Source organism: Pseudomonas sp. S07E 245 (assembly GCF_019599025.1).
Taxonomy (GTDB): Bacteria; Pseudomonadota; Gammaproteobacteria; order Pseudomonadales; family Pseudomonadaceae; genus Aquipseudomonas; species Aquipseudomonas shirazensis.
The window spans coordinates 2,439,894-2,455,226 of sequence record NZ_CP080625.1 but is presented as its reverse complement, the minus strand read 5'-3'; the positions used below and the strand labels follow the sequence as shown (position 1 = coordinate 2,455,226).

Below are 15,333 nucleotides of genomic sequence, written 5' to 3'. Positions count from 1 at the left end.
AAATTTCGTAAATAAGATTTAAAGTCATTTGAGAATCGTTATATTCCACATCCCTATTGGCCCCCCAAGTACTGCTTGAGAGGCCGGAGGGTGTGGGCTCTTCGGTTTCCTGGTCGGGGTTGGCATTTGCCCATGATCAGGAGATGTGTCGATGCAATCCAGAACCTCACCCAATGGCCTGGCCCTGGCTTTTGTTGCCTTGGCCACACCAGCACTGCTGGTCGCGCCGGCTCACGCCGAAGAGCAGCAAAACGCCGAGGTGCTGGACGTCCCGCTAGACAGCAATGCACTGATCATCCAGGACACTCTGGTTACCGCCGAACGTGAGGCGCGTCAGGCGCTCGGTTCGTCGATCATTACCGAAGAAGACATCAAGCGCCGCCCGCCCGCTAATGACCTGTCCGACATCATCCGCCGCGAGCCTGGGGTCAATCTGACCGGCAACAGCGCCAGCGGCGCGCGTGGCAACAACCGCCAGATCGACCTGCGTGGCATGGGCCCGGAAAACACCCTGATCCTGATCGACGGCAAGCCGTCCAATGCGCGCAACGCCGTGCGCTACGGCTGGAACGGTGACCGCGATACCCGTGGCGAGACCAACTGGGTGCCGGCCGAAGCGGTCGAGCGCATCGAGATCCTGCGTGGCCCGGCGGCGGCGCGTTACGGCTCCGGGGCCATGGGTGGGGTGGTCAACATCATCACCAAGCGCCCGACCGATGAGTTCAAGGGCAACGTCAACGTCTACACCCAGCTGCCGGAAGACAGCGCCGAGGGCATGAGTCGGCGGACCAACTTCAACCTCAGCGGTGGCCTGACCGAAAACCTTGGCTTCCGTCTGTTCGGCGGCCTGGCCAAGACCGACGCCGATGACCTCGACATCAATGCCGACGCGGCCAACAGTGCCCTCGTGGGCGGCCGCGAAGGTGTGCGCAACAAAGACATCAACGGCCTGCTGAGCTGGAAGCTCAACGACGAGCATCGCCTCGAGATGAGCAGCGGTTACAGCCGCCAAGGCAACATCTACGCCGGCGACACCATGAACAGCAACGGCGGCGGCAACGTTGATCTGATCTCCAGCCTGTACGGCAAGGAGACCAACATCATGCAGCGAAGCACCTACGACCTGACCCACCTGGGCGACTTCAGCTGGGGCACCAGCAAGACCGTGCTGGCCTACGAGTACGTGCGCAACTGGCGCCTCAACGAAGGCCTCGCCGGTGGCCCGGAAGGCGCGATCAACGACAGTGGCGCGGCTATGTCGCGGCTGCGCAACACGCGCCTGACCAGTGAGGTCAACCTGCCGTTCGCCATGGGCAGCACCGAACACGTGCTGACCCTGGGCGGCGAATACCTGTACGAGAGCCTCAACGACCAGGGCTCGTTCCGCCCGCAGAGCTTCGACCCGAGCGGCAACGGCGGCGATGCGATCAGTGGCTTTGATCGCAGCAACTCGAAGATGACTGCCAAGAGCTACGCGCTGTTCGTCGAAGACAACGTCATCATCGGCGACACCACCGTCACCCCCGGGCTGCGTCTGGATCACCACGAAGCCTTCGGTGACAACCTCAGCCCAAGCCTGAACCTGTCGCACAAGCTGACCGAGGCGCTGACCGTCAAGGGCGGCATTGCCCGTGCCTACAAAACGCCGAACCTGTACCAGTACAACTCCAACTACCTGCTGTACAGCCGCGGCAACGGTTGCAGCGTCGGCCAGACCAACTCCGGTGGCTGCTACCTGCAGGGCAACAGCGACCTCAAGCCGGAAATCAGCGTCAACAAGGAAATTGGCCTGCAGTACGACCGCGGCACCTGGCGCACCAGCGCGACGTACTTCCGCAACGACTACCAGAACAAGATTATCGGTGGCACCGACGTGATCTATGCGATCAACAGTGGTCGTCGCGTGACCCAGTGGGAAAACGCCGGCGAAGCGCGGGTCGAGGGTATTGAGGGCAACTTCTTCATCGAGCTGAGCCCGACGCTCGACTGGAACACCAACCTGACCTGGATGCTCGACAACGACAACCGTGAAACCGGCGAGCCGTTGTCGGTGATTCCGGAGTACACGGTCAACACCACCCTCGACTGGCGCGCCACCGACAAGCTGTCGTTCCAGCTCGCCGGCACCTACTTCGGCAAGCAGAAGTCGCCAAGCTACAACTACCGCACCCAGCAGGACTACGACCTGGCAGCACAGCAGGATGTGGAAGCCTACGGCCTGGTGGATATCAGCACCGGCTACAAATTCAACCAGAACTACGACGTGCGCGTGGGCGTGAACAACGTCTTCGACAAGCAGATCCTACGCGGCGGCAACGCCAGCAGCTCCGGCGCCAACACCTATAACCAGCCTGGGCGCGCCGTGTTTGCCTCTTTGAATATTTCGTTCTGATCGATCGGCACAAGGACCTTCTGATGAGCGAAACCCCAACCTGGCTGCGCATCCTCTCGCGCAGCGGCGCAGCCCTGTTGGGTGGCTACGCCTTCAGTTATGCCAGCACCGCCTGCCTGGCGCGGATCCTGCCGCTGGCGCCGGCGGACGCGGTGATCGTCGCCACGCTGCCGGCGTTCGTCTTCTATACCCTGGCGATTCTCTGGGCCTTCGCCAGCCGTGACGCGCTGCGGGCCTGGGCGCCACTGGCGCTGGCGATGCCGTTGGCGTTGATTGGCTTCTGGCCGCAGGCGCTGCGGTGGCTGGCATGAAAAACACCTTCACTCAATCGATGGCCTGGCTGCACACCTGGGCCGGGCTGATCTTTGGCTGGCTGCTGTTCGCGATCTTTGTCACCGGCACCCTGGCGGTGTTCGACAAAGAGCTCAACCACTGGATGCAGCCAGAAATCCCGGCAAGTACAGTGTCCCAGGCCGATGCCGCCAAGCGCGCGATCAGCTACCTGCAACAGCACCAAGCCAACGCCGGCAACTGGGGTATCAGCTTGCCGACCGAACGCTCGCCGGGCTTGAGCGTGTCCACCGGCGATCGCCGCCACGGCGTGGTGGTGCCGCTCGACCCGAACAGCGGCGAGCCGCTTGCCGTACGTGACAGCGTCGGCGGCAACTTCTTCTTCCGCTTCCACTTCACCCTCGACCTGCCGCGCAACTGGGGCATTTTCGTGGTCGGCGCGCTGGCGCTGGTGATGCTTGCGGGGTTGATCACCGGCATCGTCATTCACAAGAAGATCTTCAAGGAGTTCTTTACCTTCCGCCCCGACAAAGGCCAGCGCTCGTGGCTGGACTTTCACAACGCCAGCGCGGTGTTGCTGCTGCCGTTTCACTTGATGATCACCTACACCGGCCTGGTGATTTTCATGATGATCTACATCCCCGCAGGCGTGGACGCCATTTTCGAGGGCGACAGCCGGGCCTACTTCCAGGCCCAGGGCAATGCCCGTGTGGAACAACCGCGACGGCTGGCCAAGACGCCCGCCGAGCTGGTCGAACTGGCGCCGCTGCTGGCCCAGGCCGAAGCTCGTCTCGGGCCAATTGGCAGCATTGGCATCCGTAACCCGAACACCGCCGCGGCGCTGATCGAAGTGCGGCCGGTGCTGGGTAACCGCATCGCGCTGACCAAAGGCAATGCAATGGTGTTCGACGGTGTCAGCGGCAAGCTGCTCAGCGACGTCCCCGAACTGCGCCCGGCGCCGCTGACTCAGCGGGTCATGGCCGGGCTGCATTTTGCGCAGTTTGGTGGCTACCCGATGCGCTGGCTGTACTTCATCTGCGGCTTGATCAGCTGCGCAATGATCGCCAGCGGGCTGGTGCTGTTCTGCGTCAAGCGTGGGCGCAAATATGCCGCTGCCGACAGCCGTGCCGATGCGGCGGCGCGACGTTGGTATCGCGTGGCTGAAGTGTGCAACGTCGGCTTTATCAGCGGCCTGATGGTCGCCTGTGTCGGCTTGCTGTGGGCCAGCCGACTGTTGCCAGCGGAGCTGGCGCAACGTGAGGCGTGGGAAGTGCGGGCGTTCTTTGGCCTGTGGCTGCTGGCGTTGCTGCATGCCGGCGTGCGCCCTGCCAAACAGGCATGGGTCGAGCAGTTGGCACTTTGCGCCGTGCTGTGCGGTGGCCTGGGTGTGCTGGGTATCTTTTCCGGCGGCGTCGACCACCTGCGCCTGGGTGTCGAGGTCACGGGCCTGGTGTTGGGTATTGGCCTGGCCTTGGCGGCATGGCGTGTGGCGTGCCCCAAACCGGTGGTGGTCAAGCCGCGCGCGGCGCGCACAATGGAGGCCAAGGCATGATCAGTCTGGTGACGGGTAGCCTGCTGTTTGCCTATGCCGGCATGCTCGGTTTGTGTCAGGGGCTGGAGCGCCATTACAAACAGGTGTGGCAACGGTCACCGTCGCCAGCGCTGCGCCTGAGCCTGCGCGCGCTGGGCTGGCTGGGGCTGCTGTTGAGCTTGCTGCTGTGCGCTCAGGCCTGGGGCTGGGCGATGGGCGCGGTGGCCTGGTTTGGGGTGATCTCGCTGGCAGCGGTGGTGCTGGTGCTGCTGCTGCCGTACTGGCCCAGGTTCGCCGTAGCGCTGGTGGCGGCAATACCGGCGTGGGGCGTGCTGCACCTGTTCGGTTGATCAGGCCAGCACGCCGCAGTCCTGCAGCCAGTGCTCGAAGCACTCAAACGTAGCGATGGCGGCGGCCACCGTCTGCGGGTGACTGGCGGCAGGCTGGTCGAGGCGCTGCAGGAAACTGCGCCAATGCGCGCCGGTCAGCGGCCCGTACACGTCGAGAAAGCGCGCGCCGTGGTCGCCGTCGATCCCCAGGCGCTCGGCCATCGCCCGCTTGAGCACCTGACCGCCGAGGGTCGAGCCTTCGATCACATACATCACGCCGAGCACGCTGGCTTCATCGGCAGTTGCCGGCAGCGCCTCGCAGCGGGGCAGGGCGGCAACCTCTGCGCGGCTCAGGCCCAATGCCTGAAGGTCATGTTCGAGCACTGTGGTCTTGGCCCGCTCGCTGCCTTGATGGTCTGTCAGTAGCGCTTGTAGCGGGGCATGGAAGCCATAGTAAGCCTGCATCAGCCGTCGATAGGCAGGCAGGTCGAAGTCATCACGGAAAAACGGCAAGCGGACTTCCAGGCGCTGGTGACAGGCTTGGGTACCTGCGCGCAGTGCGAGCAGAAGCGGACTGGGGGTGTGGGGCATTGGCGGCTCGGGTAAAAGGGTATGGCATCTAGACAGCATCCTACCGCAAGGTAGCGGTGGCAGCGTAGTATCAGCCCGCCTGAAGCCTGCGTTGGAGGACACCGGTGAAAGCTGTTCGCTTGACCTTGATCTGCCATGGACTGACCGATGCCCAGCGGCTCGGCCGTATGGCTTGCCCTGATGATGCGCTGGTTGCGCTGCCTTCTGCCGCTGAACTGATGGCTGATTACACGCAGGTAGTGTCAGCGCCCGAGCGCCGTACCCTCGACACCGCCGGTGTGCTGGGCGATCAGGTGATGAGCGAGCCGGCCTTGGCCGACGCTGATCTGGGTCGCTGGCAGGGATTGACGCTGAAGCAGTTGCAGCGCGAGCAGCCGGATGCGCTGGCGCAGTGGCTGAGCGATCCCTACAGTGCCTCCCACGGCGGCGAATCCCTGGCTCAGCTGAGCGAACGAGTGGCCGCCTGGCTTGCGGCGTTCAACAGCCCAGGCTCGACCTTGGCAGTGACTCATCCTCAGGTGATCAGGGCTGTGCTTGGGCAACTGCTCGACTGCCCGCTGGCTGCCCTGCAGCGCATCGATGTACTGCCCCTGGCAAAACTGCAGCTGAGCTTCAACGGGCAGTGGCGGGTGCGTCTGCTGTGACCTGACGCAAATGCTGGCAACGCCCGGTTGCACTTGGCGGCGCATCTGCAATGATCGTCAGGCCCGTTCAGGGCACCTCAAGGACTGCACAGGAATCAGCATGATGCACGTAACCCTCCCATGCCGGGCAGCCCTGCTCGGCCTCGCGTTGCTGCCGAGCCTGGCCGTAGCGGCTGGCCCGGAGCCGGTACCGGTATATCGGCAGATCAAGGACTGGATCGTTGGCTGCGACAACACCCGCGCCTGTACCGCCGTCGCCGCAGCGCAGGAAGATACCAATTCGCTGTGGCTGGTGGTGCACCGCGAGGCTGGTCTGAACGGTGCGCTGAGCCTGCGCGTGGTCGGCGGTGCTGCCTGGGATTCGCCGCCGCTACTCGACGGCCAGCCATTGACGGCCAGCTGGCACAAGCAGCGCGACGAATATCAGACCGTCCTGCAGGTGGACGGTGAGGCCGGTGCCGCGCTCGTGCGCCAGTTGCGCAACGGCGAGCGCCTGACAGCGGCCAGCAGCGACGGCGCGTTGCAGGCATCGCTGCAGGGCATCAGTGCGGCGCTGCTGCTGATCGATTCGGTGCAAGGCCGTATCGGCCACGCCAGCGCGTTGGTGCGCCCCGGCACTGCCGCAGATGCGAGCGTGCCACCAGCACCCGCTATGGCCAAGCTGCCGCTGTTCACCGCAGCGCCCGCGCTGGACCCTGCGCAGGCCGCCCAGATGCGCCGCGCGGTCATGGCCAAAGCCAAGGCCGATGGCGATGTATTTGATGAAGAGGGTGTGCGCAGCCTCGAACTGCAGCCACTCGACAGCCAGCACGCGCTGGCCCTGATCAGTTCGGAATGCGGCGCCTACAACTGCTCGTACACGCTGTACCGGGTTGGCCGCGCAGCGCCTTACGTGATCAGCGAGCTACCGTTCGAGGCGCTGGCAAGTGAGGTGGTCGACAGCCGCTTGACCGGCTATGTCGCGTTCGATTCGAACAGCGGCGAGCTGTATGGCTTCGACAAGGGCCGCGGGATTGGCGACTGCGGTGTCAACGAGATCTGGCGCTACGACGGTGAGCGCATGCGCTTGCTCAGCCTGGCCAAGATGGACCGCTGTGCGCAGGTTTCTTCAGAGTATTGGCCGGTGCTGTGGCGTGCCGGCAAGTAACGGCAAGGGCTGCGCTGCAGCCCCGGAAGAAGGTCAGAACGCCAGCTTGTAACCGATCAGCAGCAGCATCGCCGCCAGGCATGGGCGCAGGACGTTGTCGGAGATGCGCCCGCTGAGGTGGCTGCCCAGGTAGATGCCCGGCAGCGAGCCCAGCAACAGATAACCGAGCAGCGACCAGTCCATGTTGCCCATGCCGGCATGGCCAAGGCCCGCGACCAGCGTCAGCGGCACGGCGTGAGCGATCTCGGTGCCGACCAGGCGGCGGGTAACCAGGAACGGGTACAGCAGGAACAACGCTACCGTACCCAGGGCACCGGCGCCGATCGAGGTCAGGGTCACCATCACGCCGAGGATCACCCCGGTGAACACGGTCAGGCCGTTGAGGGTGCGATCGCTGAGGTGATAGTGGTCGCCGGCATGGCGGCTGGCAAAGGCCTGCAGGCGCGATTTGAACAGCAGCGCCAGCGCGGTCAGGATCAGCACCACAGCCAGGCCTTGCTTGATCACCGCATTCAGCGCCGAGGTGTCGGCATGCAGCGTGCTGAGGAACCACAGGGTTAGCGCCGCCGCAGGCACACTGCCCAGGCTGAGCCAGCCGGTGATCTTCCAGTCGATGTTCTTGTTGCGCCCGTGCACCCAGACGCCACTGGCCTTGGTGATAGCAGCATAGAGCAGGTCGGTGCCCACGGCAGTTGCAGGGTTGACGCCAAACCAGAGCAGGATCGGCGTCATCAACGACCCGCCGCCAACGCCAGTCATGCCAACGATGAAACCTACGATTAGCCCTGCAATGGTGAAACCGAAAGAACCTACATCCATACGTTACTCGACTGCCCAACTTGCCCGTGATCGGATGAGCGCAAGCATATAGGTAGTTGATATAGCCAAATAGATTTGTTGGTTATTAGGTTATAACCGGGTGCGGGAGGGTGTTGCGGGCAAGCCCCGCGCCGTAACTGGCGTGGGGCTTTGTTACGCGGGGCTGGATCAGATGCGGAAACTGCCGACCAGCTGCTTCAGACGCCCAGCCTGCTGGCTCAGCGCATCGCAGTGCTGCAGGGTCTCGTTGAGGTTCTGCACGCCTTGCTGGTTGAGGGTGTTGATCTGGGTGATATCCAGGTTGAGGCTCTCGACCACGGCGGTCTGCTCTTCGGTGGCGGTGGCCACCGACTGGTTCATACCGTCGATTTCACCGATCCGCTGCGTGACACTGGCCAGCCGCTCACCGGCCTTGTTGGCGACCTGCACGGTCTGCTCACTCGACACCTGGCTGGCGTTCATGGTGTGCACCGCCTCACGCGAACCGACCTGCAGGCTGGTGATCATGCGGTGAATCTCTTCTGCCGACTCCTGCGTACGGTGGGCAAGGTTGCGCACCTCGTCGGCAACCACGGCAAAGCCACGGCCGGCTTCACCGGCGCGGGCAGCTTCGATGGCAGCGTTGAGTGCAAGCAGGTTGGTCTGCTGGGAAATCCCCTTGATCACATCGAGGATCTTGCCGATGTCGTCAGTGCTGGTGTTGAGGATTTCGATCTGCTCGCACGACTCGCTGATCTTCAGCGACAGTGCGGTCATCGCCGTGATGGCATCGTCGACCACCTGGCGGCCGTCATGGGCCTGGTCGCTGGCGCCGCTGGCATGTTGCGAGGCGTCGGCGGCGTTGCGGGCAATTTCCTGGGTCGCGGCACCGAGCTGATTGATCGCTGCCGCGACGCTGTTGGTGCGCATGCTTTGCTCTTCCGAGCCGCTGATCGAGGCATTGGAGGCACTGACGACTTTTTCCGAGAGGTCATGGACCAGGCGGGTTGCCGAGGACACCTCGCTGATGGAAGCATGGATGCGCTCGACGAAGCGGTTGAACGAGGTCGCCAGTTCGCCGAACTCGTCCTGGTTCTGCACGGTGAGGCGGCGGGTCAGGTCGCCTTCGCCTTCGGCGATGTCGCGCATGGCGCGGCCCATGGTGGTCAGCGGGCGCATCAATACCGGGATCAGCAAACCGAGCAGACCGGCGATGGCCGCTACGGCAACCAGCATGGCAATGATTGCCGAAGTGCGGAACTGGCTTAGCGCGGCATAGGCCTTGTCCTTGTCGATGGACAGGCCGATATACCACTTGGCCGACGGCAGGCCGTTGATCGGGGCGAACGAGATCAGCCGCTCCTGGCCATCGAGCACCACGTCCTGCATGCCCGGCTCGACGCGCAGGTTGGCGGCAGGGTAGATGTCCTTGAGGTTTTTCATCACCTGGGTCTTGTCCGGGCTGACGATCACCTGGCCGTCGCGGTCGGCCAGAAACGCATGGCCGATGCCGCCGAAGTCGACCGAGTTGATGATCTCGACCAGGGTGTCGAGCGACAGGTCACCGCCGATTACACCGAGCAGTTGGCCGTCGGCCTTGGCTTTGACCGGGGTGGCAATGGTCACCACCAGGCCGCCGACGGCGCTCTGGTAGGGCGGCGTCAGCAGGGTCTGGCCGGCGCTGACAGCGGCGCTGTACCAGGGACGCTGACGCGGGTCGTAGGTATCGGGCATCTTCTCGTCAGGGCGCTGGGTGAATACGCCATTGGTCTGGCCCAGGTAGGTGAAGAGGAAGTTGCGGGTGTACGAAGGCTGGCCGATCAGTCCGGCCAGGTTATTGCCAGCACCTTGCTCGGCAATGTCTTCAGCGAGGTTTTCCAGCACCAGGATGCGTCCACTCATCCAGTTTTGCACGCTGCTGGCAGTCAATGCGCCGGCCTGCTGCACCGACGATTCCAGGTTCTGGCGAATCGTACTGCGCTGCAGGTAGTCGTTGTAGAGGGTAAACAGGGCAAATGCCAGCACCACGACACCGCAGGCACTGAGGAGAATCTTGTGGCGGAACTTCAGGTTCATGTTTCGAGACCTTGAGCCATGTTGAGAGGACGCCGGGCGCTTGTGACGCGATGACGGCTTACTTGATTTCTATCGGCTCAAGCCGGACAAAACTGATAGGCCAGTGCGGCTTTATTTAGTGCACGGCGACGGACGGTGAGCGTCGGCTGGTTTGCCCATGCTGCAGTGCATTGCGGCTAACGCTCAGTCAGCAGCTCGACCAGCATTCGCGCGCCCTGCGCCAGCGGCTGCTGTTTGCTCCAATAAGCATGCACGGGCAGCTCCAGGGCGTTCTGGGTATTGCCGAAATCCAGCTGCAGCAAGCGCCCGGCGGCGACCAGTGGGGTGACTCGGGAGGCCGGGAAGTCACCCCAGCCCAAGCCTGCCTCGACCAGCTGCAGGGCCAGATCGAGGCTGTTGCTGCGCCAGTGTGCGGCGCCGATCAGCGTGCGTGGATCAGCCAGTGGCAGCTCGCTGCTGCAGACCAGAATCTGGCGCACATTGACCAGGTCTTCGAGGTAGCGGATGCGCTTGCCGTTCAGGGCCGGATGATGCGGTGCCAGGGTTGCCAGTAGCGACTCCTTGCCGATGTTGTGAAAGCTGCGACGCGAGTCGACCTTGAGCTCGGCAAACGCCAGGCACAGGCTCACCCGTGCACTGTCGAGCAAGTGCAGGGCCTCATCCTGCGGCGCGCTGATCAGCTCGACGTCGAGCAGTGGATAGCGTGCGCTCAAGGTCGCAATGGCTTGCAGCAGGGGTTGGTGGTCGATGTCCGGCACCACCGCAATAGCCAGGCTGCTTTCCAGCCCTCTGGACAGCTCCAGCGCATGCACCTGCAAGCGGCCCAACTGGTCGCCGATCAGCCGTGCATGAGGCTCGAGTGCCAGTGCTTGCGGGGTAGGGCGGGCCTCACGCGGGCCTCGCTGAAACAGCGGGTAGCCAAGCTCGGCTTCGAGATTGCCGATTGCCATGCTCACCGCCGATGGCACCCGGCGCAAGGCGCGGGCGGCGGCCGAGAACGAGCCGTGGTCGAGGACGGCGAGAAACAGCTGGATCGTGTCGCTGGAAAAATTCATGGTCGGTCAGGCTCCTGTCAGCAAAGCTGATAGCAGCTGACTTTTCCTGTCAAGTCTACTGAAGCATCCTGCGCGTCTTCGGTGAACGCAAGACGTGAGGTAACGCTGTGCAAGGTGTCAAACGCAAACTGGTCTACGTGACTTTCTATGAGCTGATCGGCCTGTGCATGTCGACACTCGGCCTGGCTTATCTGTCCGACACCCAGGCGTCACATACCGGGCCGCTGGCGGTGATGATCACCACCATCGCGATGCTCTGGAACCTGATCTACAACAGCCTGTTCGAGTACTGGGAGGCGCGCCAGAGCAAGCGCGGGCGCAGCGTGGCGCGGCGGCTAGCGCATGCCATCGGTTTTCAGCTGACCCTGGTGATATACCTGATCCCGCTGATTGCCTGGTGGCTGGACATGACCTTGCTCGAAGCACTGGTGGTGGATCTCGCGTTCATTATCTTGGTGCCGTGCTACACCTTTGCCTACAACTGGGCATTCGATCGCCTGTTCGGCCTGCCCACCTCGGCCATGGCTACTGCTTGAGCAGCAGGCCATCCTCGATCTGCCCCGACAGGTAATACACCCCGGACATCGCCCCACTCTGGCGGTTGTCCATCAGCTCGCGCCACTCCTGGTTGAAGGCAACGTTGAGGATCACCCGCAGTTGCTCGACCATCTGCGGTTGCTCTTGGTCGTGGCTGATCATCGCGATGCCGGTAGCGGCTACCGAGATCAACGCCCCGGCGGCCTTGCCCACCGCCGCTGCCACCGCACTGGCAATACCGCGTGGGGCGAGCGTGGCGCTGAGCTTTTCACTGGCGCGAGTGGCCACAGACGACAGGCCGAGCTGGGTTTGGCTGGCGAGTTTGGCTGCCTGTTGATTGAGGTGCTGGCGCAGCGCAAGCCAGGCTGGTTGCTGCGCCAGGGGTTTGGCTCTGAGCAGTTGATAGAGGCTGGCATCCCGCGCAGCGGGTGGGCCCAGTGCGATTGCCTTGACCCGCGTGAGGCGTTGGCTGAGCTGGTCGGGCGGGGAGTTGTAGCGCTGGATGATGGCCGTCAGTTGCTGGGCAAACAGTTGCAGGTACAGCTCGCTGGCGCGGTCACGGATGGCTTCGGGGTTGATCTCCCGTGCCACCGGCTCGAGTACGCGCTGGTGATACTGCTCCTGCAGATACAACGCCAGGCGCTTCTCGGGTGGCTCGGCACCGTTGCCGCTGTTCATCTTGTACCAGGCGACTTTTAGGGTCAGCCACTGCTGCGTCCAGTAGCCGGTGAACCACGGGATGAAGTCGCTTTCGGTGCGTTTCTGCACCTCGTCCTTCCATACTCGCATCGAGCGCCGCGCATAGTCGTTGGCCGAGCCGGTGGCAGCCAGCGAGGCGTTGATCAGTTCGCGATCGACCTGCTGCCAGGCGCCGACACTCAGAGCGACCGGGGGCGGCGCAGTGGGCCGCTTGCCGGCACAGCCGCCTACCGCCAGCACCAGGCAGAGCAAGAGCAAGCCACCACGCGCATTCATGCCGGCGCCTCCTTGTGAAGAGGCTGAGGGGATCAGCTGATTATAGGTAGGCAGCGGCCCCGCGGCAGTTTTTGCTAAAGGCTGTGGTCCTGGCCGAGATCGAGCTTGGCTTCGAGCCGGTCCAGATGCTCGTGCATCAAGGTCAGCGCCGCGCTGCTGTCGCCACTTTCGACGGCATCGATGATCGCGGCGTGTTCTTCCCAGGCGCAGTGGTCGCAGCAGGGTGACTCATAGCGGGCGATGATCAACGAAGTCATCGGCACCAGGCCATTGAGAAAGCGCGCCAAGGGTGCGTTGGCGGCCATCTGCGCAAGCTTCAGGTGGAACTCGCCGCCGAGGCGGATCGCCGTGCAGCGCTCGCCCTGTTCATGGTGCTGGCGCTCGCGCTCGACCAGTTGCCGTAGTTGCCGGATCTGATTGGGGCGGGCCCGTTGGGTCGCCAGGGTGATCAGGGTGGTTTCGGCCAGGCGGCGGGCGCTGAGCACTTGCCGCGCCTGTTGCGGGTCGGGTGCGGCCAGGTGCGCGGTATGGCTTGGACGCTGCACCACCACTTGCTGATCGGACAAGCGCCCAAGCACCCGCCGGATCACCGTGCGGCTGACGCCAAAGGCGTCGCCCAGGGCCTGTTCCGGCAGTGCACTGCCAGGTGGCAGGCGCTGTTCGAGGATGGCGTCGAACAAGCGTGGGTAGATCTGCTCGGCAGAGAGGCGGGTCTCGCCGGCGCCGAGCAGGGCAGGCAGGGGCTGGGCGGCGTGGGCGCAAGCGGTCATGGTCGCTCTCCTGGAGTCATGGGCCGGGGTGTTCGTCCGGGATATTCAGTTCGATACCCATGCGCAGGCCTTCCTGGAGGATGTGCCGACGCATCTGGGCACTGGCCTGGGCGCTGTTCTTGTCACGGATGGCACGCACCACGGCTTCGTTCTCACGCAGGCGCGCAGCCAGGTGCTCGGGCGAATTGCGCAGCATGTCGGCGCTTTGCTTGAGGGCATTGCCGGTCTGTTGCACCACGCTCTGGAAAATCGGGTTGGTGGTCAGGGCAAACAGCTCCTGATGGAAGGCGATGTAGGCGTTGACGCCGGCTTCGCTGTCGCTGGCGTCTAGCGCCTCGCGCATGTCCATCAGGGTCAGGCGCAGTTGGCCTATGTCCTGGCTGTTGGCCGACTGCGCGACCAGGCCGACAATAAACGGCTCAAGGGTGTAACGCAGTTCGAGCACGTCGGCCAGGCTGGCAGCGCCGACGGCGTCGCCGACCGGCTCCTGCGCTGCGGCGGCGTCAGCGTCCAGGACCAGCACCCCTTTGCCCGGCAGCGAGCGCACCAGGCCGAGGGTTTCGAGGACGGTTACCGCTTCGCGCAGGCTCGGCCGGCTGATGCCCATCTGTTCGGCCAGCTCGCGCTGGCCGGGCAGCATTTCACCGCTGCGCCACTGGCCGCGGGCCAGCGCCTGGCGCAGTTTTTCCACTACTGATGTGACCACGGTCGATGAACTGATCATGGGTCGTTTCCTGATAAAAGTTGCATAACGCTCCTGATACAGGCCGGCATCGCTGCCGGCCTGTATCAATCAGAACTCCTGTTGATGGGCGATGGGTTGTTTGCGCGGCTGGTGGGCAAAGCCCGGTTTGCCGCTGAGCACGTTGTTGGCGCGCTCCAGGTCGATGTCTTTTTCCCAGCGGGCGATGGCCACGGTGGCGACGCAGTTGCCGATCAGGTTGGTCAGGGCGCGACCGATACCCATGAACCAGTCCACTGCCAGCACCAGCACCAGGCCAACCACCGGGATCGCCGGCACTGCGGTCAGCGTGGCTGCGAGGATCACCAGTGCCGAGCCGGGGATGCCGTGGGCGCCTTTGGAGGTGACCAGCGATACCAGCAAGATGGTCATCAGGTCAGTCATGGCCAGCGGCGTGCCGGTGGCATTGGCGATGAACACGATGGCCAACGTCAGGTAGATCGAGAAACCGTCGAGGTTGAACGAGTAGCCGGTAGGGATCACCAGGCCAACCGTCGAGCTACCGATACCGAGGTGCTCGAGCTTGCGCATGATCTGCGGCAGTACAGCGTCGGACGAAGCGGTGCCCATGACGATGGTCAGCTCTTCACGCAGGTACTTGATCAGTGGCAGCAGGCGCAGGCCCGACAGGCGCATCACGGTGCCGAGCACGACCAGCACGAAGCCGGCGCAGGTCAGGTAGAACAGCGCGACCAGGCCGCCCAGGTGGTGCAGCGACTCCAGGCCATATTTACTGGTAGTGAAAGCGATCGCGCCGAACACGCCAATCGGTGCCAGGCGCACGATCATGCCCATGATGCGGAAGATCACGTGGCTGAGTTCGTTGATCAGGCGCGAAATGCCTGACGCGGCTTCACCAACCAGGTTCAGGGCACTGCCGAACAGCACCGAGAACAGCAGAACCTGCAGGATGTTGTTGTCGGCGAAGGCGCCGATGACCGAGGTCGGGATCAGGCCCATTAGGAAGGTGGCGGTGCTGTGCACCTGCTGGCCGCGGTCGGCGAGGCCATTGGCGTCGGCAACAGACAGTTGATCCAGATGGATGTTGGCGCCGCTACCGATGCCGGTACTGAAGGCGAACACCAGGCCGATGACCAGGGCAATAGTTGTCAGTACCTCGAAGTAGATCACCGACTTGAGGCCGATGCGCCCGACCTTTTTCAGGTCGCCGGCACCGGAAATGCCACTGACCACCACGCAGAACACGATCAGGCCGATGAGCATCTTGATCAGCTTGATAAAGCCGTCGCCGAGGGGTTTCAACTGGAGGGAGACCTCAGGGAAGCTGAGGCCGCAAACGATACCAAGGACCAGCCCTAGCACCACCTGAAGGAAAATCGAACGCGAGCACCACTTAAGCATGGGAGGAGTCTCAGATCGGTGTCCTTGCTTCGATGGAGCAGCGGGCCAAAGAGCGCAGGACTTAATTATTGTGGTCTTACCGGTTTGTTCAGT

The 15,333-nt window shown here is 63.5% G+C and carries 15 protein-coding genes; 7 read left to right on the top strand and 8 right to left on the bottom strand.

Features of this window, described 5'->3' with window-relative positions:
• Positions 1 to 151 precede the first annotated feature (151 nt).
• From K3F44_RS11420 to K3F44_RS11405, 4 genes are read left to right on the top strand one after another with little or no spacing between them, the layout of a single operon-like run.
• Complete coding sequence (locus tag K3F44_RS11420) at positions 152 to 2,392, top strand: TonB-dependent siderophore receptor (RefSeq protein WP_220634050.1); 2,241 nt, start codon at positions 152 to 154, stop codon at positions 2,390 to 2,392.
• A gap of 23 nt (positions 2,393 to 2,415) precedes the next feature.
• Positions 2,416 to 2,703 carry an iron transporter gene (locus K3F44_RS11415; RefSeq protein WP_220634049.1) on the top strand — a complete coding sequence of 96 codons (288 nt, stop codon included), beginning with the start codon at positions 2,416 to 2,418 and terminating at the stop codon, positions 2,701 to 2,703.
• Complete coding sequence (locus tag K3F44_RS11410; RefSeq protein ID WP_220634048.1) at positions 2,700 to 4,235, top strand: PepSY domain-containing protein; 1,536 nt, start codon at positions 2,700 to 2,702, stop codon at positions 4,233 to 4,235. Before K3F44_RS11415 ends, K3F44_RS11410 begins: the two co-directional genes overlap by 4 nt.
• On the top strand, positions 4,232 to 4,564 hold the full coding sequence (locus tag K3F44_RS11405) for a DUF3325 domain-containing protein (protein WP_220634047.1): 333 nt from the start codon (positions 4,232 to 4,234) through the stop codon (positions 4,562 to 4,564). The genes K3F44_RS11410 and K3F44_RS11405 overlap by 4 nt, the downstream gene beginning before the upstream one ends.
• Here K3F44_RS11405 and K3F44_RS11400 read toward each other — a convergent pair whose 3' ends face one another.
• Positions 4,565 to 5,134, bottom strand: coding sequence for a biliverdin-producing heme oxygenase (locus tag K3F44_RS11400; protein ID WP_220634046.1), 570 nt, complete (start codon positions 5,132 to 5,134; stop codon positions 4,565 to 4,567). It abuts the gene before it with no gap.
• Positions 5,135 to 5,238: 104 nt separating this feature from the next.
• Here K3F44_RS11400 and K3F44_RS11395 point away from each other — a divergent pair, with 104 nt between their 5' ends.
• Both K3F44_RS11395 and K3F44_RS11390 read left to right on the top strand, forming a co-directional pair.
• On the top strand, positions 5,239 to 5,778 hold the full coding sequence (locus tag K3F44_RS11395) for a histidine phosphatase family protein (RefSeq protein WP_150570769.1): 540 nt from the start codon (positions 5,239 to 5,241) through the stop codon (positions 5,776 to 5,778).
• A gap of 100 nt (positions 5,779 to 5,878) precedes the next feature.
• Positions 5,879 to 6,925 (top strand): DUF1176 domain-containing protein, encoded by a 1,047-nt coding sequence (locus K3F44_RS11390; RefSeq protein WP_220634045.1) that lies wholly within the window; start codon positions 5,879 to 5,881, stop codon positions 6,923 to 6,925.
• 33 nt (positions 6,926 to 6,958) lie between these two features.
• Here K3F44_RS11390 and K3F44_RS11385 read toward each other — a convergent pair whose 3' ends face one another.
• The 3 genes from K3F44_RS11385 to K3F44_RS11375 form a co-directional block, all read right to left on the bottom strand.
• On the bottom strand, positions 6,959 to 7,744 hold the full coding sequence (locus K3F44_RS11385) for a sulfite exporter TauE/SafE family protein (protein ID WP_101321097.1): 786 nt from the start codon (positions 7,742 to 7,744) through the stop codon (positions 6,959 to 6,961).
• Positions 7,745 to 7,912: 168 nt separating this feature from the next.
• Complete coding sequence (gene mcpA, locus K3F44_RS11380; protein ID WP_150570771.1) at positions 7,913 to 9,799, bottom strand: methyl-accepting chemotaxis protein McpA; 1,887 nt, start codon at positions 9,797 to 9,799, stop codon at positions 7,913 to 7,915.
• Positions 9,800 to 9,975: 176 nt separating this feature from the next.
• Positions 9,976 to 10,854, bottom strand: a complete 879-nt coding sequence (locus K3F44_RS11375; RefSeq protein ID WP_188036398.1) for a LysR family transcriptional regulator — start codon at positions 10,852 to 10,854, stop codon at positions 9,976 to 9,978.
• Between the two features lie 107 nt (positions 10,855 to 10,961).
• Between K3F44_RS11375 and K3F44_RS11370 the strand changes: the two genes are divergently transcribed.
• Positions 10,962 to 11,390, top strand: coding sequence for a PACE efflux transporter (locus K3F44_RS11370; RefSeq protein WP_101321091.1), 429 nt, complete (start codon positions 10,962 to 10,964; stop codon positions 11,388 to 11,390).
• Here K3F44_RS11370 and K3F44_RS11365 read toward each other — a convergent pair.
• From K3F44_RS11365 to K3F44_RS11350, 4 genes are all read right to left on the bottom strand, one after another.
• A complete protein-coding gene (locus K3F44_RS11365) occupies positions 11,380 to 12,366 on the bottom strand; it encodes a hypothetical protein (protein ID WP_259407056.1) in 987 nt (328 codons plus the stop codon). The genes K3F44_RS11370 and K3F44_RS11365 overlap by 11 nt on opposite strands.
• 74 nt (positions 12,367 to 12,440) lie before the next feature.
• Positions 12,441 to 13,136: a GntR family transcriptional regulator gene (locus K3F44_RS11360; protein WP_101321089.1), complete on the bottom strand. Its 696-nt coding sequence runs from the start codon at positions 13,134 to 13,136 to the stop codon at positions 12,441 to 12,443.
• 16 nt (positions 13,137 to 13,152) lie between these two features.
• Positions 13,153 to 13,860 carry a FadR/GntR family transcriptional regulator gene (locus tag K3F44_RS11355; protein WP_101323070.1) on the bottom strand — a complete coding sequence of 236 codons (708 nt, stop codon included), beginning with the start codon at positions 13,858 to 13,860 and terminating at the stop codon, positions 13,153 to 13,155.
• Between the two features lie 69 nt (positions 13,861 to 13,929).
• Positions 13,930 to 15,240: a C4-dicarboxylate transporter DctA gene (locus K3F44_RS11350; RefSeq protein ID WP_101321087.1), complete on the bottom strand. Its 1,311-nt coding sequence runs from the start codon at positions 15,238 to 15,240 to the stop codon at positions 13,930 to 13,932.
• Positions 15,241 to 15,333: the final 93 nt, after the last annotated feature.